The following is a 25,208-nucleotide window of genomic DNA, read 5'->3' on the forward strand; positions in this document are numbered from 1 at the left end:
GCCTGACTGAAGCGTCCATATGGAGGCACAAGGAGGTGCCGTCCTCAGATCCATATCGACCAGGGAACCGCTCGGCAGTGGGAAGACGAAGCGTGCGGCGCGGCCGTGATCCGGCAGCGACCGGGACACCGCTGACTTCACATACAGGTGGTCCGCGCAGGAATCGCCCACGGCAGGTGTTCGGCATGCCGTTCGGCTGCGGAAAGGGCTGGAAGTGACACTGGCGATCGACGTATAGCTTTGTCGCCAGCTGGGCGCCGCAGCAGCCCAGGAGCACACCGCACCACAAGGTCCCCGCTCGTGGGCATGACGGAAGGCGTCGAACTCGATCACCTCGGACGGCAGCACGACGGGACATCGGAGTCCTCATCGCCGATGACTGCCGTCTGCACCAGCCTGGTATCGCGCACCGCCGCCCCCTTCACCTTCTGTAATCACGATAGAGGGCACGGTGCTGTCGTTACGGCGGTTCCGCTGACAGAGGCTTGAGGGTTGCTCGTGCGTGGCCGGATGTCGCGGATGCCGCGCCGGGTGGTGCAGGTCCAGCCTGGGCGAGGGACCTCTGCATTCCGTCATCGAAGAGCTGAGCATCCCTTCCGCCCAGGCCGTCCACGCCGCCGGCGCACTCCGCAGCCGGTCGTGCGGGACGGACCCGCCGCCGGAGCCGAAGCCGCCTACCGTGCCGGCTTCGCGGCGCTCCTCTGCGTCGGTACCGGAGGCTGAGGAATTACGTGAACTCGGCCCCTGGGGAAGTACGTGAACATCGAGAGCGTCCCTGGCCCGGTCATGTGCCGGCAGGGGCCCAGGCGTGGTGAGGGAGTTCGGCGGCGAGGGTGCTGAAGTGGCGCTGGTCGCGCCATGCCTCGCGATTGCCGATGATGAACAGGCGGCGTTTGGCGCGGCTGACGGCGACGTTGAGGAGGTTGGGGCGGGAGGCGGCCCAGGCGCGGGCTCCGGGACGGGCGGGGTCCGTGCCGAGGATCAGGATGACGACGTCGGCTTCCTTGCCCTGGGTGGTGTGGACGGTACCGACCCGGTCCATGGGGAGCAGGCCGCGGCAGACCTGCCGGGCGCCAGCGACGACGGCGCGGAAGGGGCTGATGACGTACACGTGCTTGGCCGGATCGATGCCGTCGGTCGTGGAAAGGCGTTCCAGGATCTGGCGCAGCGCCCGGCCTTCCTCGGGGATCCAGTGGCCTTCCGCGCGACTGGAGACGACGTCCACCCAGGAGCTGGCAGGCCGGTAGCGGTAGAGGCCGCGGTCGGGAGTGCCGTTGACCATGAGGCCGTCGTAGGCGATGGCGTTGCTGATGGTGAACATCGGGTCGTCGCAGCGGCGGTGGACGCGCAGTGGTGCGCCGACCCAGACTTCGATCGAGCCGTCGGGCAGTTCGGCGGGCAGCGTGGTGCCGAAGCGGTTGCCGCGGTCGGCCAGTTGCTGGACGGAGGTACGGCCCGGCACCCATTCTTCGTCGACGCCGTAGTCCCGCCGCAGGGCCTGCTGGGCCGTCCAGGGCAGGGGCACGACTGGCTCCAGCTGGAGGGGGTCGCCGACCACCACGGCGTGCTGGGTGCGCCACATCGCGCCCACGGCCATCTGGGGGGTGGCCTGGCCGGCTTCGTCGATGAACAGCCAGCCCAGCGCCCCGCGGCCGATTCCGGTGAACACACGGTCCAGGGAGGCGAAGGTCGTCGACATCACTGGAACGACCAGGAAGAGGCTCTGCCAGGCGGCGCGCCGGGCGGCCTCGCCGAGCGTGGCGGGCGCACCGCCGGTGACGACATCCATGGCGGCCATGAGATTGGCCCGCATCGTCTTGGCGGTGCAGCGCAGGAATGCCTGGTGCAGGTCGAGCGCGGCGAAGAACAGCTCGGATCGGGCCTGGGTGATCTGCTGGTCGGACCAGGGGGCGGCCAGCTCCCGGGTGGTGTCGTCCGTGAGCCAGGTGTTCTGGGGGACGTGCGCGCCCCAGGCGGCCCGGGCTTCGGACACTGTACGGTCCAGGTTCTGCGCGTATTCGACGGCACGGGTGAGGGATTTCCGTCGGTCGCGGAGTTCGGCGTCGGCCCGGTCGGCGTCCGTCCGTGCTTGGCGGGCGGCCGAGTCGGTCTCCTGTTGTGCAGTCTGGGTGTCCCGCTCGCGCCGGGCAAGGATCTGGTCCTCGGCGTGCCAGTCGCGGGCGGCCCGGCCAAGGGTGCACACGATGATCCAGAAGCCGGGACGGCGGCTTGAATGTTCTCGGCGCCGGTCCTCGGCGCTGTCGCATGCCTGCAGGGCTTGGGCCAGCGCCTGTTCGGCTGCCGAGACTGTTTCCCATCGCCGTGCGAGCCCCTCAGCGGCCTCGGTGGCACCCTGTTGCGCGGCCTCGACGGCCGCCTGGGCAGCGGGCACGGCGCGGAGAGCGGCTGCGGCCGCATCCCTTTCGTCCCTCAGCCGGTGTACCTCGGCCAGCGCGGTTTGGAAGCGGTCCTTGGCCTCGCGCCACACGCCGGCCTGCGGCGTCGTGGCGTATGTACGCAGCAACTGCGACAGCCCTTGACCGCTGTCGCTCCAGGCGCCGGGGCGGGCACCGTCCGCGGTGGCGGGCGCGTTTTGGTCGGTGCCTTTCTCCTTGCCGTGCCAGAAGCGGTTGACGAACTCGATGCGGTTCTTCTTGCTGCCCAGCCGGGCGGCGACGGCGCCCCAGGCCGGGACGCCCTTCAGCAGCCGGGTGGCCTGCTCGGCGAAGTAGTCGGCGTCCTCGCGCCACTGCGCGCCCAGCGCGTCGCGGGCCGGGATCTCGGTGGAGATGTTCTCCACCGCCCCGTTGTTCGCCGACGCCACCACCATCTCGAAGCCGGTGAATTCCGGCAGCAGTTCGGTGACGGTGCGGGTGTACTCACCGCTCTTCCACCGGTGGACGGTGTCCGAGAACGCAGCCGACGGCAGCCGCAGCCCGGCCAGCCGCACCGCCCTCTCCACGACCAGGTCGGCGATGCTGTCGCGGAGCATCGTGGTCTTACCCGTACCGGGTGGCCCGTTGACGGCGAACAGACCACCACCGCCCGCGAGCTCTGCCTTGATCGAGTTCACGGCGAACTGCTGGCTCAGCGCCAGCGGGTGCGTGCTCTCCGCCGGCCAGCGGCCCAGCGGGGTGGCCCGGGGCTCCACCCCCGCCAGCGCCGCCTCGGGCCGCACACGCAGATCAATGCGCCGGGCGGTGTTCAGCTCCGCATCCGGGGTCAGATACGCCTCAAGCGGTGCCCCGGGGCCGGCCACGGGCAGCGCCGTGGCCACCCGCTTCAGGTCGTCGGCGATGAAGCTGTTCAAGAAGCCCTGCTGGTCACTGTCCTCGGCCCGGTCCTCCCGCACCGCGACGGTTCGGACCCGCAGACCGAACGGGCGCAGCACGCCTTCGACGCCCCAGCTGACCGCCAGGTCGTGGGTGAACCCGATGAGATCCTCGGCGGAGATACGCCGACTGCCCACCGGCGTTCCGCTCTGGTCGTCGCCCTGCTCGCTGACGGCCTGCGGCACCGCCCCGCCGTCCACGTCATCAGCGGCGGGCAGCACGGCGCCGGTCAGCGGCTCGTCGGCGGCCGTCGCGCGGGCCACCACTGGTACGGGTTGCTCCCCCAGTCCGGCGGCCCGGGCCAGCCACGGTTGTATGTCCTCCTCGAAGCCGTCCAGCCAGCGCCCGCCGCCCGGCCCGGGACTCAGCGCCCGGCCGGTCGCCCACCCGCACGCGGAGAACACCGGGGAGTCCAGCAGCAGCCGACCGTCATCAGTGACCGTCAGCGCGAACAAGGCGGTATCGCCGTCCATCCGCCCGTCCACGTCCTCCTCGTCCCGACCGAAGACCTCCAGCAGCGTGTCGCGGACGTCCGCCAGGGCGAAACAGCCTCCGTAGACGATGTGCTGCCAGGTGTACCCAGGATCCAGCGGCAGGCTGCGTACAGGGTGACCGTCCTCCCAGGGCAAAGCACGGTCCGCCGCGACCTCATAGACCTGCTCCCGCAATGACACAGCCGGAACTTTCTGCGGACTGAACAGCTCCACGGTCCGCCAGTACTCGACCACCTCGGTCAGGCGTTCCCGATCGCCTCTCATCCCACCCCTGACATTCACCGGCCACGACCGGACCAGGCTATAGGCTGTACCGCGCCTCGCGGCTGCCAGGTCAGCCAGGGGTGACTTCCAGTACCGGTTTCCCTCCGCCGGGCTCTGATTCCAGTCGGCGAACCGCTGTCCCACCTGTTCCCAGCGCCCGTTGGGCCGCGAACACTTGGCGTCCCTGTCAGGGACGTGGCTGGGGCGGTCGGTGCCAGGAAGTCCGACGGCTCGGCGTTGCGACTGATCACTGACGGTTACCGACCGCTCGGCCCGGTGACTTTCAGTAGCGTCGCATCGCCGGTCCACGCCGCCGTCGAATCCTCGGGGCAGGGGCGACACGGCTGGGCGGTCACCACAGGCGGTGACGGGTTCGACCCGCTGGGGGGCTGCGGCGCGGTCTCCTGCTGGCAGGCCAGAGCCCGGCAGCTGCGCGGCGCCAGCTCAGGAGGTCTTGGAGCGGCCGGTATGGACAGGGCCGGCACCTCTGACGTTGCCGGGCGTCCGGTCGGAACGCAGAGCGCCTCGCATGGTGCGGAGGCGGTGGGTCTGGCGGTTGCTGTTCCAGGTCATCCAGGCGATGAAAAGTACGCTGAGGGCGGCCAGGGCGATGGTCTGGGGCATGCCGGCGGTGAGGACGGTGATCGTGGTGAAGAGGAGGGCCAGGAAGACAAGGGCCGTCACGCGGTGGCGACTCTGGTGCAGGCGTCGTTCCACGATCTCCCGCAGGACCCGGCGGTCCTCGGGGACGGCAGGCGGCTCGCCCGTGCGCAGGCTGTGTTCCAGGGTGATGAGGCGGTCGGTGGAGCACCGACGGCCTCTCCTTGCGACGGCGGGCCCTGGGCGAAGGTGATGCCGACGGCGGAGTACAGGCAGGGACGCAGGACGGTCGTCCAGAGCGAGTGTCCGGGGAAGAGGAGCCAGGTCACGGCGATCGCTGCAGGCGCTCCCAGGGCGATCGGCGCCCACGCGTGTCTGATGAGAAGTCGTTGATCCGTCGCATGTCCCGCCCCCTTGGTGGGGTCGCTCCCCCGCAGGCCGGTGAGTGACACGGGGCCGGCTGCGGCCGGGCCTGTCCTCTACGCGCGGCGCCGGGCCACGCGCCGACTCCGTTCAGATGGGCAGGAGTTCGGGGGTGAAGACGGTGATGTGGTCGGTGATGTCTTCGGGGGTGCGGCGTCTGGGGGTGCGGGTGTGGTGGGGGGTGCCGATGTAGAGCCAGCCCAGGAGGCGTTCTTCGGGGCGCAGGCCGAGGGTGTGGCGGGTGCGTTCGGACTGGGTGAAGCGGCCGGTGCGCCAGACGCTGCCGAAGCCGCGGGCGTGCAGGAGGAGGATGAGGGAGCCGGCCATGGCGCTGGTGGCGGCGAGCTGTTCCCATTCGGGGACGGCGGCGTGCTGGGGGGTGAAGACGAGGGTGGCGAGCAGGGGGGCGCGCTGGGGTTTGGTCTGCATCTGTGCGCGGCGGGGCTGGGGGCCGTCGTAGTCGTCGGCGAAGCAGCGGCCCAGGGCGGTGCGTGCGTCGCCGCGGACCAGTATCCAGCGCCAGGGGCGGAGCCGGCCGTGGTCGGGGGCGGTGGCCGCGGCGCGCAGGAGGTAGGCGAATTCCTCGTCGTTGGGGGCGGGTTCGACGAGTTGGTGTTCGCTGCGGCGGGTCAGCACGGCCGTCATGACATCCATGGCTGTTCCTCTTCTGCGTACGGGCTTCTCCGGAAATTAAGGAGAGGGGGGCGGTGGTGGGTGGTGGGGGCCGGGGGTTACTGCCAGCCGGAGTCGTTGCCGGTCGTGCGGGACGTCTGGTGCACGTGGAGGGGTGTTGCGGTGGTGCCCCGGGCTGTGTCGCCGACCGCCATGGGTGTGCCTCCGGTGTCCTCGATGGGCTGACTCCTTTGAGGGTGCCGTTCCGCAGGTGCCGCTGTAAGGGGGAAACGTGCAGGTCAAACCGTCCATGACCTACTTAGGACATGCCGGGGCCGGTGGGTGGGGCGGGGTGCCGGCGGGTTTTCACAGGGGCCAGTCGGCGTCGATGGGGATGAGGGGGACCTCGGCGCGCAGCAGGGTCCAGGAGTGCAGCCAGTGGTGGTGGAGGAGGGTGCGGCGCCACAGGGTGACGGCGGTCTCCTCGGCCGCCTGGAGGGTGGCGGCGCTGATGTAGACGCCGATGACGGGGTGGGGGTGGGTGTCGGCGTGGACGACGACGTGTTCGACCCCGGTCACGTCCCGGCCGCAGGCGGCCACGGCGTCGGCCGTCCCGGTGGGCAGGAGGACGCCGTGCACGGGTGGCTGCACGTGGACATGGACGAGGTACATGGCGGGTTTCCTGCCGGCGTCGGACCCGTTTGCCGGGCGAGGCCGGCAGACAGCGGAAAGTGCAACATGGCACGAGTCGCTGGTGGCGTCTACGTCCGACCACGTTGAACAACCGTCCGGCGCGGGCGGGTTGGTGCTGCCCGGGGGTGCGGGGCGGGCGGGGTGGGGTGGTGGGAACGGTCAGTCTTGGGCCAAGAGAGTGCGTATTCGGCCGATCGCGAGTACATCTGGACTACTCTCCTCTCCCTAACAGCGGTTGAGGCGCGCGCTCATCGGCCTTGAGCGATTCAGGTGCCATACAGACCTGTCGGGGGAATGAGATGCTTGATCTTCTCGGGCTCGACCACCAGACGGAATCCGTGTACCGGGCCATGCTCGCCCATCCCGAGGACGGTGTGGATGCTCTGGTGTCCCGGCTGGGCAGACCGGCGAAGGAGATCCGGGACGCGCTGGACCGGCTGAGTGAGCTGGCGCTGGTGCGTTTTTCCACCGAGGACCCCACGCAACTGCACGCGGTCAGCCCGCACTTGGGCATCGAGATCCTTCTGGCGCGGCAGCAGGCGGAACTGGCCGCCCAGCAGCAGCGGGTGGAGGCGAGCCGGGCGGTCGCGGCGCGGCTGATCTCGGAGTTCGCCGGGCAGCAGGAGGACGTTCCCGAGGCGGGGGTGCAGTATCTGCGGGGGCTGGAGTCGATCCGGGACTATCTGACGGCGCTCAACCACCAGGTCCGGCACGAGTTCCTGGCGTTCGCGCCGGGCGGGCCGCAGACGGAGGCCAACATGCAGGCCTCGCGTCCGCTGAACCAGCGGCTGCTGGAGCGGGGGGTGCAGATGCGGACGATCTATCTGGACAGTATCCGGCGGGACGCGGCGACGGTGGCGTACGCGGAGTGGCTGATGGACAAGGGCGGTCAGGTGCGGACGGTGCCGTCGCTGCCGAACCGGATGATCATCTGTGACCGGCAGGTGGCGATCATGGCCGCGGACAGCAACGCGACCTCGGTGGGGGCGGTGGTGCTCAGCGCGCCGGGGCTGATCGCCGCCCTGTGCACGCTGTTCGACACCACCTGGCAGGCGGCGGAGGCGCTGGGCACCCCGCCCGGGCGGGAGCAGGAGGGGCTGACCCGGCAGCAGGCCGAGGTGCTGCATCTGCTGGCCGAGGGGCACACCGACGACGCGATCGCCCGGAAGCTGGGGGTCTCCCCCCGTACGGCGCGGCGGTTCGCGAACACTTTGATGGCGCAGTTGGACGCGCGCAGCCGTTTCCAGGCCGGGGTGCGGGCGGTGCAGTACGGGCATCTGCCGGCGAACGCCGGCTAGCGGGCCCGGTGTTCGGTGTTCGACTGCGGAGTGACGCAGTTGAACACCGGTCTCCTCCCCCGGCCGGGTCAGTGGGCGTGGGCGGTTTTCAGGGCGGTGCGCAGGAGGATCTCGGCGCCCAGGACCAGGTCGGCGGGGTGGGTGTCCTCGTGGGGGACGTGGCTGACGCCGCCGACGCTGGGCACGAAGATCATGGCGGTGGGGGTGAGGTCGGCGACGACCTGGGCGTCGTGGCCGGCGCCGCTGGGCAGCGACTGGTACGGGGCGCCCGTCTCCCGGCAGCTCTCCTCGATCAGGGCGCGCAGGTGCGCGCTGGTGGACACCGGGGCGGAGTAGGTGCGGGCGGTCACCTCGATGCGGGTGCCGGTCTGGCGGGCGAGGTGGTCCAGTTCGCGGTTCAGGGCGGTTTCGGCCTGCCGCATGCGGGCGGCGTCGGTGTCGCGCAGGTCGGCGGTGAGGCGCACGGTGTCGGCGATGGTGTTGGGCGAGTTGGGGTGGATGTCGAGGCGGCCCACGGTGGCGACCCGGCACAGGTCCAGGGTGGTGGCGAGGCGTTCCACGGCCAGGGTGACGCGGGCGGCCGCGGCCAGGGCGTCACGGCGGCCCGGCATCGGGGCGGTGCCGCAGTGGCCGGCGCTGCCGCCGATCTCGACGGTGAGGACGGTGCGTCCGGTGATGCCGTCCACGACACCGATGCGGTTGCGGGCGCGTTCGAGGACGGGCCCCTGCTCGACGTGGAGTTCGAGGTAGGCGGCCAGCGACTCGGCCGGCCAGACCGCGCTGCCCAGGGCGTCGAGGTCGCCGCCGGCCAGGGCGAGGGGGCCGCGCAGGGGGTGGCCGTCGTGGTCGAGGGGTTCGCGGGGCAGGCCGTCGAGCCGGCCCGCCACGACGGAGGAGCCGAAGAACGGCTGCGGGAACAGCGCACCCTCCTCGTTGGAGAAGGCGGCCGCCACCGGCTCGAACTCCGTCTCCACCCCTGACTCGGCGCATGCCTGGACCACTTCCAGGGCGGCCAGGACCCCGTAGGCGCCGTCCAGGCGGCCGCCGTTGACGACCGTGTCCAGGTGGGAGCCCATCAGCACGGCCCGGCGGGCCGGGGCGGTGCCCGGCGGGCGGGCGCGGACCATCAGGTTCCCGGCCGCGTCCACCGAGGTCGTAAGGCCCGCGGCCCGGCTCTCCTCCAGGACATAGGCACGGGCTTCGCGGTCGGCGCGGCTGAAGCCCTCACGGGTGATGCCGCCGGTCATCGGGTCCCGGCCGATACGGCCCAGTTCCTCCACGCGGCGCAGCAGGCGCTCGGCGTCGACGGCGGGCTGGGCGGTGCGGCGGTGGGCCACTGGTTGACTCATGAGTCCTCCAGATGCGTTGAGTCGGGCCGTACACAAGGAGTGCAGGGGTGATGCGGGGCGGTGCGGGGTGGTGCGGGGCCGTGCAGGTGCGGTGCGGGGGTGGTGCGGGGCCGTGCAGGGGTGGTGCAGGGCCGTGCGGGGTGGTGCGGTGGGCCCCGGCCCCCTGTGGCGGGGTGCCGGGGCCGGAGGCGCTGCCGGCCTTCGCCGGGCCCCGCGAAGAGGCCGGGCGGCGGGCCGGGGCCGGCTTTAGAGGTGGCGGTCCCACCATTCGAGGACCGCTTCGAAGCGGGCGATCCGGTGGCTGGGCAGGCCGGAGCGGGACAGGTCGTGGCCTTCGCCGGGGAACAGGAGCAGCTCGACGGGGACGCCGCGGGTCTTCAGGGCCACGAACAGCCGCTGGGCCTGCTCCATGGGGCAGTGCCGGTCCTCGTCGGACTGGATGATCAGCACCGGCTTGGTGATGGAGTCGGCGTAGGTCAGCGGGCTCTTCTCCGCCCAGCGGGCCGGGTCGGCGCCGTACAGGGCGATCGCGACGTTCACGCCGTCGTCGCTGGAGGCGGCGTAGCTGTCCACCGCGTACAGGCCGCGCTCGCCGATGAACGCCTTGAAGCGCTCGCCGTGGTGGGCCGCCATCCAGGCCGCCATGTAGCCGCCGAAGGAGCCGCCCATCACCCCGACCCGGCTGCCGTCCAGGTCCGGTGCCTCGAGGGCGGTGTCGAGGAGGGCGAGGAGGTCGGGGGCGGTCTTGCGGGCCAGGTCGTCCACGACGTGCATGCCGTGCTCCTGGCCGTAGCCGGAGCAGCCGCGGGGGTTGCCCAGGACCACGGCGTAGCCGGCGCTGGCGTACACCAGGGCTTCGTCCAGGGCGGCGGGGCCGTTGAGGGTGTAGCCGAACTGGGTGTAGGGGCCGCCCTTGATCTGGAGCAGCACGGGGTGGGGGCCGTCGCCGCGGGGGCGGACGATCCAGCCCTGCAGGTCGTAGCCGTCCTCGGTGGTGGCGGTGAACTCCTCCACGGGCAGGACGTCGGTCTGTGCGGTCAGGCGGTCGCCGAAGCCGGTCAGCAGGTGTTCGGTGCCGTCGCGGAGGCTGACCAGGTCGCCGGCGCTGGTGGCGCTGGAGACGACCGCGGCCACGGTGAGGCCGTCGGGGGTGTCGACGGCCGCGTAGGCGTTGACCTGGCGGGCGCCGGTGATCAGCGGGGTGGGTGTGCCGCCGTCGTAGGGGACGAGGAGGAGGCGGACCTCGCCGCGGTGGTCGGCGGCGAAGAGCACGCCGTCGGCGACCGGGTGGATCATCTGGCTGGCGAAGCTGAGGTGGTAGTCCTCGTGGGTGAGGCGGCGGGCCGGGGCCGAGCCGTCGACGGGGGCGGACCACAGGCCGTAACTCATCGTGGCGAACGCGTTGTTGTTCTCGTCCAGCGGCTCGGCGGCGAAGCACAGGGTGGTGCCGTCGGGGGCGAAGCGGGGGCAGCCCAGGATCAGGCCGCCGCCGGTCAGCGCGCGCAGGCCGCTGCCGTCGGGGGCGCACACCCACAGGTCGTTGCGCAGGTCGTCGCCCGCGCCCTGGTGGCGGGCGGCGGTGAAGGCCAGGAGCCGGCCGTCGGGGCTCCAGGAGGCGTCCGCGTGGTCGAAGTCGCCGTCGGTGACCTGCACGGTGGCGGCCGCGGGGTCGTCGGCGAAGGGGTCGGTGACGAAGAGGTGGCGGGGCCGGTCGTAGGTGAACCCGAAGCCGTCCGCCCAGTACCGCAGGGTGGTGATGCGGCGCGGGGCCTCATTCTGCGGGGCGCCGGTGTAGCGGCCGGGGGCGGGCACCCGGGCCATGTAGGCCAGGCGGGTGGAGTCCGGGCTCCACACGGGCTGGCCGGCGCCGAGGGGGTGGCTGGTGACGGGGCGGGCCTCGCCGCCGTCCAGGGGCAGCAGGTGGATCTGGCCCGGGCCGCCGGGGACGGGGCGCAGGAACGCCAGGTGGCGTCCGTCGGGGGAGAACGCCGGGGCGGCGTCGTGCGGGCCGCGGGTGAGCAGGCGGGCGGGCCGGCTGCCGTCGGTGGCGGCCAGCCACAGCTCGGACACATACCCGTCGGCGGCCAGGTCGGGACGCGTCACCGCGACCGCGGCGAACCGGCCGTCGCCCGACAGCGTCGGCTTTCCCAGAACAGGAAGGAGATCAATGTCTGTGAACTTCATACCCGCGAATTTACGGGCGGCAGGAAAGGGCCGTCAATGGCAGCGGATTTGAACAGCAAAAAGGCGCGAAGACGGTTTTCTCGTCTTCGCGCCCGCATATTCGTATTGTTTTCTATGTTGCGGCGGAGGGGCGGTTTCTTGAACCGGGCCGCCCCTCCGGCCGCAGCAGCTTTATTACTGGATGTTGACGTAGTACGAGGTCGCGAGAAGCTCGGCGGAGGTCTCGATGAACTCGATGTCGTCGAACGCCACGGTGCTCTCCATGATGCTCACTCCTTTAACCATCTCGGTTTCCTCCGGTGTTTCCCGGCGGTGATGAAATATTCGCCCCTGACGGCCGCCGGCGTCAACCACGGGCTTTGCCGGGAAAAGTTGGACACCATTCCTGGACACTTTTTTCCGGGAAAAGCATGCGAGGGCGCCCCCGGCCGCTGATGCGGCAGGGGGCGCCCTCGGACAGGATGCGCGCAGAGGTGGGGGTCAGGCGGGTGCCGGGACCGGCTGGGTGCGGGCGGCGGTGAGCAGGTCGAGGGCGTCCTCGACGTCCCGGCCCTCCTGGATCAGGCTCCGCTCCCCCGCCCTGAGGAACCCCTCCCTCACGAGGTGGTCCAGCATGCCCAGCAACGGGTCGAAGAAACCCTGGTGATTGACCACGACGATCGGTTTGCGCATGAGCGACAACTGGTTCCAGGTCGCCACCTCCAGCAGCTCGTCCAGCGTTCCGAAACCGCCCGGCAGCACCGCGAAACCCGTGGAGAGCCGGTACATCAGCGCTTTGCGTTCGTGCATGGAACGCACCAGGAAAAGCGCACCCGGCGCCTGGTCGGCGCGCTCGCGTTCGTGCAGGAAACGCGGCACCACCCCGGTGACACCGCCGCCGGCGTCCATGACCGCATGCGCCACCGCGCCCATCACCCCCACTCCCCCGGCTCCGTACACCAGGTCCAGGCCGCGGCGGGCCAGCGCGGTGCCGAATTCACGGGCGAGGAGCAGATGGCCGGGGCGGGCGCCGTCACGGGCGCCGCAGAACACGGCGATCTTCTCGCTCTGCTCGATTTCGGGGGGCATTTCCAGGACAGAGGACATCTCGGATTCCTTCGGAGTCGGTCGGGCCGGTCGATGCGGCGTACGTGCCGTTTCCCGGGTGATACCTGTGCGTGCTGGGGTGCTGGGGTGCCGGGGTGGTCAGGACAGGGCCGCCAGGCGGCGCTCCACGGAGGCGGCCTCGTGCAGGCGGTGCTGGGCCCGGTACACCGCCACCGCGCTCCCCCAGACGGTGCGGGCGTCGGCCGGGCGGCCGGTGGCCGCGTAGCTGTCGCCGAGCCGGTCCAGGGCGCCGGCCTCCTGGTAGGTGTTGCCCAGGGTCCGGCAGTGGGCGAGAGCGGCCCGGTAGGCGTGCACGGCGTCCTGATGCCGGCCCGTCTGCTGGGCGAGCAGGCCCAGACTGTCCAGCGCGGCCGCCTGCCCGCCCAGGTAGCGGTGACGGCGGGACAGATCCAGGGCGCGGGCGCAGTACCGCTCCGCCTGGACGGGATCACCCAGGCGGGTGAAGTACCAGCCGGCGGCGTTGAGGGCGTCGGCCTCGGCCTGCCACTGCTGGGCGCGCCGGAACAGGCCCGCCGCGCAGATCGCGTGGGTCAGGGCGGCCGCGTCCTTGCCCGCCATCTCCTCGGTCCAGGCCAGGATGTAGTACGCCCACGCCTGCGGGCCCGGCCTGCCGTGGCGCTCGGCGATCCGCACCGCACGCTCCAGATGGGCCAGGGCCTCGGGGTGCCGGCCGGCGCGGCTGGCGGCCTGCCCGGCGTAGCGGTGGGCGGTGATCTGCGCCTCCGCGTCTCCCAGGGCGTGCGCGGCGCGCAGCGCGTCCGCCCACTGCCGGCGCTGCAGGGCGGTGTGGCCGCGCCGGACGTAGTGCCCGTTGAGGCAGACGGCCAGGTGGAACACCGTCCACCGCTCCCCGGCGTCGCGGGCCGTCTCCCGCAGGGCGGTCAGGGTGGTGTGTTCCTCGTCCAGCCAGGCCAGCGCCGCCTCCCGGGAGACGAAGACCTCCGGGGTGCAGCCCGGTTCCAGGGGGGCGAGGGGAAGCCGGGGGTGGTGGGGGGCGACGACGCGGTCCGCGTGGTGGGCGGTGTGCAGGTAGTGGCCGGCCAGGCGGCGCAGCGCCGCACCGTCGCCCGGGCGGACACCGGCCGGGTGGGTCCGGGGGGCGGGGCGGGGGCGGTAGCGGCCCGGCGCGGTCTGTTCGCACAGGCCGCCGGCGGTCAGGCGGTCCAGGAGGGCCGCCGCCCGGTCCACGCCGACCGCCAGCAGCGAGGCGGCCGCCGGGGCGGCGATGTCCGGGCCGGGGATGAGGCGCAGCAGATGCCAGACCTGCCCGTCGCCCGGCGCGTAGCAGGGCCGGGGCCGCACCGGCGCGGGCGCGGGCGCGGCCTGGGCGGCGGAGGCGGGCGGTGCGGCCTTCGCGGCGGGCGCGGTGTCGTGGGCCGCGGATGGCACGGCCTTCGCGACGGGCGGCGCGGCCTGGGCGGCGGGCGGCGCGGCCTTCGCGACGGGCGGCACGGCCTGGGCGGCGGGCGGCGCGGCCTGGGCGGTGGGTGCGGTGTCGTGGGCGGCCGGCCGGGGCGCGGGGGCCGCGGCGGGACGGACATGGGCGTGGGCCATGGGGTGCCTCCTGGGCGGGGCCGTCGGCCGGCCGGGCCGGCTCACAGCAGCGTGAACCGGGCCTCGGGCGGGATGAACATCGAGTCGGTCTCGGTGACGCCGAACGCCCGGTAGAACGCCGGGACATGGCCGAGGACGGCGTTGCAGCGCACCTGGGGCGGGGCGTGCCGGTCGTGGGCGAGCCGCTCGCGCATCCGGCCCGGTGTGCGCTTGACCCGCCACATCGTCGCCCACAGCGCGAAGAACCGCCGCGTCTGCACCTCCCGTTCCCTCTGGTCGAGGGGGGAGGCGGCCAGGTGGGCGGCGAACGCGGTGTGGGCGACGGTGAGGCCGGTGATGTCGGCGATGTTCTCCCCCGCCGTCCGGGCCCCGCTGACATGCTCCCCGTCCAGCCCCTCGGGCACGTAGCGGTCGTAGTGGTCGATGAGGAGGGCGGTGCGCCGGGTGTACTCGGCACGGTCCTCCTGGCTCCACCACTCGCGCAGCCGGCCCTCGCCGTCGTAGGCCGAGCCCCGGCTGTCGAAGGCGTGGGACATCTCGTGGCAGATGACCGAGCCCAGCAGGGCGAAGTTACGGGTCATGTCGCCGCCCGCGTCGAACAGCGGCGGCTGCAGCAGGGCCGCGGGGACGACGACCTGGTTCAGGCCGTGCCGGTAGTAGGCGGTGACCGCCTGCGGCGGCACCTTCCACTCCCCCCGGTCCACCGGCCCGTCCAGCCGGCCGAGCTGGCGGTCGAAGGAGCGGGCGCGGCCCCGGCGTACGTTGCCCAGCAGGTCGGCGGGGTCGGTGTGCAGCGGGCCGCGGCCGGCCGTGTCGCGGGGGTGGCCGAGTTCCACGCGCAGGGCGTCCAGCTTCTCAAGCGCCGCCTGCCGCGTGCTCTCCCCCATCCAGCCGGCCTGTTCCAGGCAGGTGCGGTAGGCCGTGCGCAGGGCGTCCACCAGGTCGGCGGCGGCCTTCAGGGTGCCGGGCGCCAGATGCCGGCCGAGGTAGCGCTCGCCCACCTCCTCGCCCAGGACGCTCTGCACGAAGGACGTCGCCCGCATCCAGCGCGGCCGGGACGTGCGGGAGCCGGTGAGGACCTGGCCGTAGAAGCGGAAGTTCTCCGCGAACAGGGCGGCCGGCGCGAACGGGGCCGCCTCGTGCACCTGCAGCCACACCAGCCACAGCTTCAGCTCCTCCAAGCTGTGCGCGTTCCACCAGGCGTCCAGCGCCGGGCGGTAGGGGCCGGGGCGGATCTGCAGGCGGGCGGCGGGCGGGATGTCACCGAGGCCGTCCAGGAACGCGCCCCACGGAAAACCACCACCCCCGTCCCCGGCATCGGCGTCGGTGCCGGCGGTGGTGTGGGTGGTGGTGGTGAGGTGGGCGGCGGTGGTCACCGCGGCGTCGGCGCGGATACGGCCGGAGGCGTCGGGGCGGGTGTGGGCGGCGGCCAGCGCGCTCTCCACCCGCACCGCCGTCCGCGCCGCCTCCCTGGGCGCCGGCTGCCCGGCCAGCTCCAGGACGGCCTGGACGTGGGCGGCGTACTGCTCGCGCAGCGGGGCGTGGCCGGGGTCGAGGTAGGCGGCCGGGCCGCCGGGCAGGGCGAGACCGGACTGGGTGAGGGTGAGCAGGTAGCCGCGGGTGCCGGTGGTGTCGGCGTCCACGGTCGCCTCGACCGGGCCGCCCACCCCCTCGCGCTGCAGGCGGCCCATCAGGCGGGCCAGTCCGGTGCGGCCGGTGACCGCGCGGATGCTCTCGAGGAGGGTGGTGAGGGCGGCGGGGCCGCGCTCGGCGAGGCCCGCCTCGTCCATGAAGCTGGCGTACAGGTCGGCGATCTGCCGCCCCGCGCCCTCCGTCGCGGCGGTCTGGGTGGGGGTGTTGTCGCGGATCACGGCGACGACGTCGTCCTGCACCTTCTCCGCCAGCAGGGACAGCAGGGTCGCCTCGGCCCGGTGCCCGGGCAGCCGGAACGCCTGCAGCCAGCGGCCGTTGACATGGGCGTGGAAGTCGTCCTGCGGCCGGACGGAGGGGTCGGTGCCGGCGTCGTACGCCGTGTCCGCGCTCACCGGGAGGCGGCCTTGTCCGGGACGGGACGGGCGAGCACGGCCGGTTCTGCGACGGTGTCCAGGGCGGGCTCCGGGAGCGGGGCCGGGGCGGGGGCCGGGGTGCCGGGGCGGGGGATGCTCGCGGCGGAGGCCGGGGCCGACACCGGTGCCGGGTCCGTCGTTCCGGGGCCGGGGGTGCTCGCGGCGGGGGGCGTGGTGCCGGGACGGGCGTCTTCAGCGGCCGACTCCGGTGCGGTGGCGGCAGGTTCGGCGCGGTCGGCGCCCGTGTCCGTGTCCGTGGTGGCGGGGCGGGCGGCCGGGCCGGTGGTGGGGGTGGCCGCGGTGTGGAGCAGGGCGCGGTGGAAGACGAGGACGGCGAGCAGGGAGCAGGTGCCGGCCAGGAGGAAGGCGTAGCGGGGCTGGATGAAGCCGAGGATGACGCCGCCCATCAGGTAGCCCAGGGCGGGGCCGGTGTTGGAGACGGCGCCGAGGGCGGCGAAGGCGCGGCCGCGGTGGCTGTCGGGGACGCGGAGGTTGATGACGATGTGGGTGACGGTGGCCTGGGCGCCGTTGCCGAAGCCGCCGATGAGGTAGCACGGCACGATCCACCAGGCGCCCGGGGCGAGTCCGGTGGCGAGGATGCCGAGGGAGATGCACAGGAACGAGCCGATCAGGAGGGCCTCGTGGCTGAGTTTCTTGATCCGGCGGACCAGGAGGGCGCCGGGGACCAGGCCGGCCATCCAGGCGGACATGATCAGTCCGTAGGTCTCCTCGGAGCCGCCGAAGGTGTCGCGGACGTAGAAGACGATGAGGACGTTGATGATGCTGGCGGCGGCCATGACGACGCCGCTGACGGCGAGGATGGAGCGCAGGAAGCGGTCGCCGCTGACCCGGTAGGCGGGCTCGGCCGCCTGCTGCCCGTCGGTGGCGGGGCCGGGGGCGGCGGGGGTGGTGTGGTGCAGGCGGGTGCGGATGGTCAGGGCGCCGGCCACGACGACGGCGAAGGAGGCGGCATCCAGCAGCAGGGAGACACGGACGCCGAAGTGGGCGGTGAGGAACCCGGCGATGCCCGGGGCGATGACCATGCCCGCCATCGCGGTGGTCTGGGAGATCGCCGAGGCGCGCGGGACGTTGTCCTTGCCGACCATCGCGGCGGGCAGCCCGGCGAACACCGGGTGGGTGAAGGCCAGTCCGCTGGAGAGCAGCACCGCCAGCACGATCAGCAGGGCGGGGGTGGTGGTCTGGGTCATCGCCAGGCAGGCCAGGATCTGCAGGGAGGCGACGGTGACGATGAGGCGGCGGCTGTCGAAGCGGTCGGCGAACCGGCCGGTGACCGGGGCCAGCAGCGCCGGGGGGACGGCGGCGGCCAGCAGCAGGGCCATGACCGCGTACGATCCGGCGCCGCCTGACTGCAGGAGCAGGGTCAGGGCGGTGGCGGCGGCGATGTCGCCGGCGAAGGACAGTCCCCGCATGCCGGCCAGGACGTAGACGTCCCGCCAGACAGGAGCCGCGGTGGCTGCGGGGGGCTGGGGGGTGGTGGCGGTCATGACGGGTTGTCAGCTCCTCATGCTGTCGGCGGTTTCCAGCACCCCGAGACGGGTCAGCCCCTGGGCGACGTGCACGGACCGGGCTTCGTCCACGCCCGGGAAGAAACGGGCCGCCGCGACCGCACGGCCGTCCTGCAGGCCGCGCAGCGCGTCGGCGACGGCGTCGGGCACGGCCAGGCGGTGGCCGTTGACCAGCAGGGCGCTGCGGGCGCCGTCGCTGGGTCCGATCTCCACCGGGACGGCGCTGCGGCGCAGCAGGACGGCGGGGGCCAGGGCGTCGGCGGAGGCCAGGCGTTCGAACTCCCGGGGCCGGCCGGCGCCGGCGCAGGCGCGGCCGCTCTCGTACAGCCGGGCGGTCTCGGCGGCCGGGTCCGCGGCGGCCAGGAGGCCGGCGAGGCGGGCGGTCAGGGCGCCGAGCACGGCGGCCGCGTCCGGGACGGCGGGGTCCGGGGCGGCGGGGTCCGGCTGGGCGGGGTCGGCGAGGTGGGGGAAGCCGTCGAAGTCGGGGGCTTTGAGGAGGTGCTGGACGGTGTCGGCCAGCAGGTCGCGCCAGCGGCGCGGCTCGACGGTGACCGACAGGTGCAGGGACACCTGGTCCTTTGCGGCCGCTGCGTGCGGGGTTCCGTAGGGCAGGTACAGGACGTCACCCGCACGCAGCGTCGTCTCGATGGCCGGCCGGCCCAGGTCCTCGGGCCGGTGGGAGGCCCGCTCGGCGCGGCGGCCGGGCGGGGGCTCCCAGATCCGCCAGTCCTTGGTGCCCTCGATCTGGATGACGTAGACGTCGACCGGGTCGTGGTGGGGGGCGTAGCCGTCCTTGCCGGCCGGGGTGAGGAAGGCGACGACCTCGCTTTGGCAGGCGAAGGTGTCGGCGAACAGGTCGGCGAGGTGGCGGGCGGCGGGCAGGAAGTGGTTCAGCGCGTTCCAGGTGACGGTGCCGCCGGAACGGAACAGCTCGTACACCTGCTCGGCCACGACCGTCTCGGTCAGTGCCGCGCCGCGCTCGGAGACGGTACGGGTGTAGGCCTTGCCGGGCACGCCGCGGCCGTCCTTGGCGATACGCAGGTAGGCGGGCGAGACGGTCTCCATCGCCACGATGTCGTCGAGCTGCCGCACCGACACCAGCTCCCGGGCCCGGCCGTCCAGGGCGCCCCTGCGCAGCAGCGGCTTGCGGTTGAAGTACTCCTGGAAGAAGACCTGCCGGTCTCCGACGAGGTCTTCGAAGCCTTGGGGGGTCGTGGATGTGTCCACGCTCTTCGCCTCCAGCGGACGGGGTGGGGCCTGGGGTGGGAACTGGTGCCGGTGCGGGGCAATGGGGGGCGGGCGGATACGGCGCCCCTCCCGGAGGGGGTGGGGCGGGCGGGGGCGGGGCCCCTCCCGGAGAGGGCTGGGCTGGGCGGGGCGGCGGGGCTTGGGACTCCCCCGCCGGGCACCGGGCCCGGGCTTCAATGTCCGGGGTAGTGCCGGGCTTTCGCCCCCGGAGCCGGTGCCCCGGTGTTACTCGGCGGGACCGTGCCCGGCGCTCACCTCGCCAGGGGCGGTTCCCGGTTTCACGAGCTGGTGCTTCACGGTGGTCAACTGCCGGGGTGCTACCGGGTGTTGCGGACCGGGGCGGCGCCCCGGTGTCGTACGGTCCCCGGTGTCACGGGCCCGGTGCCGTGCCTGGGGGCTCAACTGCCGGGGTAATAGCGGGTGTTACGGGCCGGGGCGGTGCTCCGGTGTGCACGAGCCGGTGCCATGTCCCGACGCTCACCCGCCGGGGCGGTGCCCGGGGTTCAGCTTCCGGAGCAGTACCGGGCCTCGCGTGCCGGCCTGTACTCCCGGTGCTCAACTACCGCGGTGGTACCGGGTTTTGCGTGCCGGGGCGGGCCCGGTGTTCAGCGAGAGCCTGGGTGGTGGTGCGTGGTGCTCACCTGGCGGGGCGGTATCCGGGGGCCGGGTACCGCGTACCGGTGCGGTGCTTTCGTGCGGGTGCCGGTACTGGCGGCCCGGCAGCAGCCGGCGGAAGCCGCCTGCGCCGGGCCGGCCCGCGTCCGGTACCGGGTGGTGCGGGGGGGCGCGGCCTGGGCGCACGCCGGTGCGGGACCGGGTGGTGCGTGCCGGGCGTTACCGGGCGTCCCCTGCCGGGGCGGTACCCGGGGGTCACGTCCTGGGGGCCGTGACCGTGCTCTCCTGCCGGGGCGGGACCGGGTGTCACCTGCCGGAGCGGGACCGGGTGTCACCTGCCGGGTGCGGTGCCGGTGTCACCCTGCCGGTGCGGGGCCGGGGTGTTCAGCGGGTGGCGACTTCGAGGACGCCGAGGCGGGTCAGGCCCTGGGCGGCCTTGGTGGCGCGGTCGGGATCGACGCCGGGGAAGATGTCGCCGGCGGGGACGTCGGCGGTGTCCAGGCCGGCGAGGGTCTCGGCGACCGGGGTCGGGACGGCGATCTTGTGGCCGTTGACCGTCATCTGGGTGCGGCCGCCGTCGTTCGCGCCGAACTCCACCACGGCCGCCGTACGGCGCAGCAGCACGGTCGGGGTGATGCGGTCGGTCTCGGCGATCGTCTGGAAGGTCGTGCCGTGGGAACTGCCCGGCATGGTGCGGCCCAGGTCGGCCAGCCGGTCCAGCTCGGCGGCGCTGTCCAGGGCGTCCATGCGGGCGGCCAGCGCGGCGATCTTCTGCCGGAACAGGGCCTCGGTACCGGCGTCCCGCAGCGCGCCGATGTGCGGGTACTGGTTGAACTCGGGTGCGGAAGCCGCCTGTTCGAACGTCTCGCGCAGCAGGTCCTTCCACATGCGGGGCCGCATCATGATCGACAGGTGCAGGGACACCTGGTCCTCGGCGGCGGCCGCGTGCGGGGTGTTGTAGGGCAGGTAGAGGACGTCGCCCGGCTCCAGGAGGACCTCGATGACCGGCTCGCCGAGCTCTTCGTCGGTGTAGGAGGCGTTGTCGCCGTCGCGGTGGGCGGGCAGGTCCCACAGCTTCCACCGCTTGGTGCCCTCGAGCTGCACGATGAACAGGTCGACCGGGTCGTGGTGGGGGAGGTAGCCGCGCTTCCTGGCGGGCGTCATGAACCCGACCACGTCGGTGCGTACGGCCATCTTGTCGCTGATGACGCGGGTGAAGTCCCGCAGCTCGGGCACGATCTGGTTCAGCGAGCACCAGGTGACCGTCGCGCCGGCCCGGAACAGCTCGTAGATCTTCTCCGGCACGACCGTGTCGGTGATGTTCACACCCTGCACGACGACACTGCGGGTGTAGCCCTTCTCGGGCACCCCGGAACCGTTGTGGTTGACCTTGATGTAGGGCGGCCGGATCGATTCCATGTGCAGCAGCTCGTCGAGCTTGCGGACGGAGAGGATGTCCCGGACGTCGCCCGGCATCGCGTTCTTCCGCAGCAGGGGCTTCTTGTCGAAGTACTCGGCAAAGAAGACCTTTTCGTCCCCCACCAGATCTTCGAATGTGAAGTCGTACATTGCATCCCTTTCAATGCCCGATGGCGTGGAACGAAACCCTGTTCTTGTGCGGCGGAGGGGCGGCAGCCTGTATGTACGGGCCGCCCCTCCGGCCGCATCAGAAATTACTGGATGTTGACGTAGTACGACGTCGCCAGCAGCTCGGCGGAGGTCTCGATGAACTCGATGTCGTCGAACGCCACGGTGTTCTCCATGCTGTTCACTCCCTCTTGATTTCCCGGATTCCCGCCGGGGTGTCCCGGCGATGACGAAATACTCACCCCCAGCCGGGCGGCACGTCAACGGACCAAAAACCTGAACACCGGGACAGCCCGGATATACGCAACCTGAACAGCAGGGCGTCCCGGATATATGGAAAACACGCGGGCGCGGGCGCGGGAGAACAGAAGCCACGGGAGCCGGGGGTCAACTGCGGACGGGCACAGTTGAACACCCCACACGAGCCGGACCGGCCCCGGCAGGGACGGGCCCGGCCCTGGCAGAGGCGGGACGTAACACCAGGTGGGACGGGGTAACAGGGCACTCCTCCTGACCCTGGCGGCAGGAAGCGGATCTTTACGCGGCGGCAGGGAGCTCCCTCTACGGCGTGGGGGCACGGCCCCCTTTTACAACGCCGGGGTGCGGCCCTTTCACGCAGGCGCAGCCGCAGGAAGAAATGGGTGTTCAACTGCGGGCGAACGCAGTTGAACACTCACAGCGGGGCACGCATGGTCCGGATCTTTCGGGTGAACAGCAGCGGCAGGGACGGCTCTCTAACCGGGTGGGGACGCGGCAGCAGAACACAGCTCCCTTTTACGACGGCAGGACGCGGCCCCTTTTTGCGCGAGCGCGACCGAAAGGGAAAGGGGGGCGGCTGCGGACGAACGCAATCGAACACAGCGGACCGGCCCCCACCCGGATACCCCACCGAGTGGGGGCAGCGGAACACGTCTTCCCCTCCCTTCTTTACGAGGAGCAGCTCTCTTTTCGGCGGCGGGACGCGGCTCCTTTTAGGCGGGCACGACCGAGGGGCAGAGGGTTCAACTGCCTGGCAGGCGCAGTTGAACGCCGGCGGGCCCCCACCCAGGCGCCCTGCTGGCTGGAAACGGCGGCACACCCCCCTTTCAGCGAGGAGCAGCCCTCCTTTCCGACGGCCGGACACGGCCCCCTCTACACGGCCACGGCCGAGAGGCAGAGGGGCAACTGCCGACAGGCTCAGTGGACGCACACACCGGACCGGAACCCGGCTGTCCCCCCGGCGGGCCGGTAGCGGAAGCCCGGCTCCTTTACCGGGACAGAGCGCCGTCACGGAGCCCGGCTCCATCTGCGGCGGCGAGACGCGGCTCCTAGACGCGGGCACAACCGACCGGAAAGCAGGGGGCAACGGCGGACGGGTGAGGTTGACCGCGCGCACCCCGGAACGGAAACCGAAGATCCTGCCCGAGTAAGGGACGGCGGGACGGACCTCTCCCCACCGCGGCAGGACGCAGCTCCCCCAACGCGGCACAGCGGCACAGCCGACGGGGCGAGGGGGCGCAGCTCCCCGAACGCGGCACAGCCGACGGAGGAAGGGGACTCAACTGCGGACGGGCGCAGTTGAACGCGCCCATCGGACCGGAACCCGAGTGCCCTACCGGGCGGGATGCGGTAGCCGGGGCCATAGCTCTTTTACCGGGGGCGGGGCACGCCGCGGCGGAGGCGGCGTGTCCTTTCGCGGCGGGACGCGGTGCCTCTTCGCGGCGGCGGGACGCGGCGCCTTTCCGCATACAGGCGAAGCCCGTCCGCCGCCCGTACCGGAGGGAAGCAGGGGGCAGAGGGCGGACAGCAGGTGCAGACCACCGGCTGCCGGAAGACCCCACCCGAAGCGAGCCGCCGGGACCGACCGGCCCGAACCCGGCACGCCCCCGCAGGGAGGAGACCGGCTGCGCAGGCGTCCGGGGGCGACCCCGAAGGCGGCCGAGCCCAGGCCCCCAACGGGACAGGACGCCGGCGCGGAAGAAGCTGCGCGATTTCCCCAGCACGAGCCCGGAAGCAACCCAGGGGCCAGAAATGGCCCTCGGCGCGCCGGTAGTGCAGACGCCCCGGACCCGGCCCGTGCAGGGCGGGAGGAGTCCGAAGGGGAGGGGCCCGTCAGCGGGTTCAGGATGACTGCGGCCAGGGGCGGGACAGGTCTCAGGACGGCGAGAAGGACCCAGTCGTGCCAGACCGCGGCCGGCAGCAGACCAAGCGTCCGGCCGTGACGCAGAAGCCCTCGCCCAGGCCGACCGCGCAGCCCCGGCACCGCCCGGAGCCCCCACCCGAGTACGGCCCCGGAAACCGGATGGTCCCGCACGCCCCGGGGCACCGACGCAGGCCCTCCCGGTCGGAGAGGCTGTGCGGGCCACGCCTGGTCCGGAACCTTACGCAGGCCGGCCCCCTGCCCGACGCCCCGTACAGGGGAGGCAGCGCCGGGGGCCAGCAGGGCCGGGGCCACCCGGGGCAGGGCACCCAGGTTCCACAAGCCGCAGCCACCCCTGCTCCGGAGCCTCCTGCAGGCAACCCCGGCCCGACGTCCCGTACAGGGGAAGCCGGGCCGGGGCCACCCGGGACAGGCCACCCACGTTCCACAAGCCACAGCCACCCATGCTCCGCGACTTTAAGGAAGCCGGCGGCCCGACGCCCCGCATAGGGGAGGTATGGGGGAGGCCGGGCCAGGGGCCGCGGGCCGCGCCTGGTCCGGGGGCTCGTGCAGGCGGCCCCCGCCCGGCGCCCCGTACGGGGTGGGCCGGGCCGGGGGCTACAGGGGCGGGGCGGGTGGGGTCAGGCGCCCAGGGAGGAGGGCTGGGCCAGGTCTGTGTCCGACAGGTCCATGTCGCGTAGTTCCTCGGCCAGCAGATGCCAGACCTCGGCGTAGCCGTCGGCGAGCTCGGACAGCGGGCGGCGGCAGTGCGCGGGAACGGTGTCCAGGACACGCCGGCGGTCCCGGACCACCACCGCACACGCGTCCAGCAACCGCAGCACGTTGCGGCCCGCGTCGTTCAGCCGCAACGACGGATCCCGCCGCAACGCATCGAAAACCGCCAGCAACTCCACCGGGCTCTTCGAGACCCGGGGGCGCGACCGCAGGGCTGGCCGGCCCGGCTGGGCATGCGCCCGGATCAACGGCGTCACCCCACCACCCGACGACGACACCCCGCCACCCGCACCCCCCGGCCCGGCAGACCCGACGCCGAGCTGCCCGGCAGACCCAGCGGCCAAGGACCCTCCAGACGCGCCCGGCAACCCGGCACGTGAGGCACCGAATTCCCCCGCAGACCCGGCGGCGGACGGGCCGGCAGACCCGGCACCGGACAACCCCGCAGGCACGGCAGGAGCGGGGCCGGCGACACGGGCCGCCACCCCCTCCGGACCGCCCGCGCACGGCGCCGTACGGGACTGCGCCGCCCGCTGCCGCGGCGGCAACGGATCCTCACCCCGCCGCAACCGGTCCCGCACATCCGCCACCGTCGCCGGCGACAACCCCGCCCGCCGCGCGATCTCCCGCAACGACACCCCCGGCTCCTCCCGCAACAGCCGGCACGCCACCTCCCGCGCCCGCGCCGACCCCTCCCCCACCGCCCGCACCCGCCCGTCCCGCCCCACCCGCACCCCCGGCACGTCCGCGCCACACGCCCGGCGTACCTGGGCCACCTTCCGCGCCGACAACCCCGCCACCGCCGCCACCGCCCGGTCCGACCACCCCGGCCGCCCCACCACGATCCGCTCCGCCGCCGCGACCCGGTCCCCCACCGGCAACGCCCGCCCATGCCGCGCATTCACCGCCACCGCCAGCAACGCGGCATCCTCCACCCCACCCTCGAAAAACCGGACCGCGATCCGCTCATCCCCCCGCCGCCTCGCCGCACACAACCGATGCACCCCATCCACCACCGTCATCGACGCCCGATGCACCACAATCACCCCCCAACCCGAACCCGAACCAGGCTCCCACCCCGACCCCGGCTCTGACCCCGCCCCCGACTCCGACCCCGGACCCGAGCCCGAGCCCGACCAAGGCTCCGACCCCGGACCCCATCCCGGCTCCGACTCCGCAAGCTCCGCCACAAAACCCTCATCCACCCCACCACCCCGCGGCGTAAACCCCACCCCCAACGCCCCCACCGGCACCCACACCACCGGCGCCTGCCCTACCCCAGCCCGCAAACCCGCCACATAATCCAAACCCTCCACACCCACACCCACCACACCCCTCACCCCAGACACCGCCTCAGACACCCCGTCCACACCCACCAGCCCCAGCCCCGACTCCACCGACC

The 25,208-nt window shown here is 72.8% G+C and carries 14 protein-coding genes and 1 pseudogene; 1 reads left to right on the plus strand and 14 read right to left on the minus strand.

Annotated elements, in window-relative coordinates; translation table 11 throughout:
• Positions 1 to 784: 784 nt before the first annotated feature.
• The 4 genes from E5083_RS31930 to E5083_RS30080 form a co-directional block, all read right to left on the minus strand.
• Positions 785 to 4,090, minus strand: a complete 3,306-nt coding sequence (locus E5083_RS31930; RefSeq protein WP_135788833.1) for a DEAD/DEAH box helicase — start codon at positions 4,088 to 4,090, stop codon at positions 785 to 787.
• Positions 4,091 to 4,534: 444 nt separating this feature from the next.
• Positions 4,535 to 4,774 carry a hypothetical protein gene (locus E5083_RS30070; RefSeq protein WP_135788834.1) on the minus strand — a complete coding sequence of 80 codons (240 nt, stop codon included), beginning with the start codon at positions 4,772 to 4,774 and terminating at the stop codon, positions 4,535 to 4,537.
• Between the two features lie 429 nt (positions 4,775 to 5,203).
• Positions 5,204 to 5,767, minus strand: coding sequence for a nitroreductase family protein (locus tag E5083_RS30075; protein WP_135788835.1), 564 nt, complete (start codon positions 5,765 to 5,767; stop codon positions 5,204 to 5,206).
• A 324-nt stretch (positions 5,768 to 6,091) separates the two neighbouring features.
• Positions 6,092 to 6,397 (minus strand): hypothetical protein, encoded by a 306-nt coding sequence (locus tag E5083_RS30080; RefSeq protein WP_135788836.1) that lies wholly within the window; start codon positions 6,395 to 6,397, stop codon positions 6,092 to 6,094.
• A 320-nt stretch (positions 6,398 to 6,717) separates the two neighbouring features.
• Between E5083_RS30080 and E5083_RS30085 the strand changes: the two genes are divergently transcribed.
• Entirely contained in the window at positions 6,718 to 7,716 is a 999-nt protein-coding gene (locus E5083_RS30085; protein WP_135788837.1) for a helix-turn-helix transcriptional regulator, read from the plus strand.
• A gap of 68 nt (positions 7,717 to 7,784) precedes the next feature.
• Here the strand turns inward: E5083_RS30085 and E5083_RS30090 are convergent, their stop codons facing one another.
• The 10 genes and pseudogenes from E5083_RS30090 to E5083_RS32300 form a co-directional block, all read right to left on the minus strand.
• Positions 7,785 to 9,065 carry a Zn-dependent hydrolase gene (locus E5083_RS30090; protein WP_135788838.1) on the minus strand — a complete coding sequence of 427 codons (1,281 nt, stop codon included), beginning with the start codon at positions 9,063 to 9,065 and terminating at the stop codon, positions 7,785 to 7,787.
• 246 nt (positions 9,066 to 9,311) lie between these two features.
• Positions 9,312 to 11,249, minus strand: a complete 1,938-nt coding sequence (locus E5083_RS30095) for a S9 family peptidase (RefSeq protein WP_135788839.1) — start codon at positions 11,247 to 11,249, stop codon at positions 9,312 to 9,314.
• A gap of 480 nt (positions 11,250 to 11,729) precedes the next feature.
• Positions 11,730 to 12,335, minus strand: coding sequence for an LOG family protein (locus tag E5083_RS30100; RefSeq protein WP_244317699.1), 606 nt, complete (start codon positions 12,333 to 12,335; stop codon positions 11,730 to 11,732).
• 99 nt (positions 12,336 to 12,434) lie between these two features.
• On the minus strand, positions 12,435 to 13,910 hold the full coding sequence (locus E5083_RS30105) for a tetratricopeptide repeat protein (RefSeq protein WP_135788840.1): 1,476 nt from the start codon (positions 13,908 to 13,910) through the stop codon (positions 12,435 to 12,437).
• Positions 13,911 to 13,951: 41 nt separating this feature from the next.
• Positions 13,952 to 15,955 carry a M13-type metalloendopeptidase gene (locus E5083_RS30110; RefSeq protein WP_135788841.1) on the minus strand — a complete coding sequence of 668 codons (2,004 nt, stop codon included), beginning with the start codon at positions 15,953 to 15,955 and terminating at the stop codon, positions 13,952 to 13,954.
• Complete coding sequence (locus E5083_RS30115) at positions 15,952 to 17,481, minus strand: MFS transporter (RefSeq protein ID WP_135788842.1); 1,530 nt, start codon at positions 17,479 to 17,481, stop codon at positions 15,952 to 15,954. The genes E5083_RS30110 and E5083_RS30115 overlap by 4 nt, the downstream gene beginning before the upstream one ends.
• A 9-nt stretch (positions 17,482 to 17,490) precedes the next feature.
• Positions 17,491 to 18,729 carry a cupin domain-containing protein gene (locus tag E5083_RS30120; RefSeq protein WP_167513674.1) on the minus strand — a complete coding sequence of 413 codons (1,239 nt, stop codon included), beginning with the start codon at positions 18,727 to 18,729 and terminating at the stop codon, positions 17,491 to 17,493.
• A 1,020-nt stretch (positions 18,730 to 19,749) separates the two neighbouring features.
• Positions 19,750 to 20,934: a cupin domain-containing protein gene (locus E5083_RS30125; protein ID WP_135788844.1), complete on the minus strand. Its 1,185-nt coding sequence runs from the start codon at positions 20,932 to 20,934 to the stop codon at positions 19,750 to 19,752.
• A 2,778-nt stretch (positions 20,935 to 23,712) separates the two neighbouring features.
• On the minus strand, positions 23,713 to 23,940 hold the full coding sequence (locus E5083_RS31935; protein WP_244317701.1) for a hypothetical protein: 228 nt from the start codon (positions 23,938 to 23,940) through the stop codon (positions 23,713 to 23,715).
• A 456-nt stretch (positions 23,941 to 24,396) separates the two neighbouring features.
• Positions 24,397 to 24,828: pseudogene (locus E5083_RS32300) on the minus strand (winged helix-turn-helix domain-containing protein); the annotation flags it as partial.
• Positions 24,829 to 25,208: the final 380 nt, after the last annotated feature.

It is taken from the genome of Streptomyces bauhiniae (assembly GCF_004784475.1).
Classification (GTDB): Bacteria; Actinomycetota; Actinomycetes; order Streptomycetales; family Streptomycetaceae; genus Streptomyces; species Streptomyces seoulensis.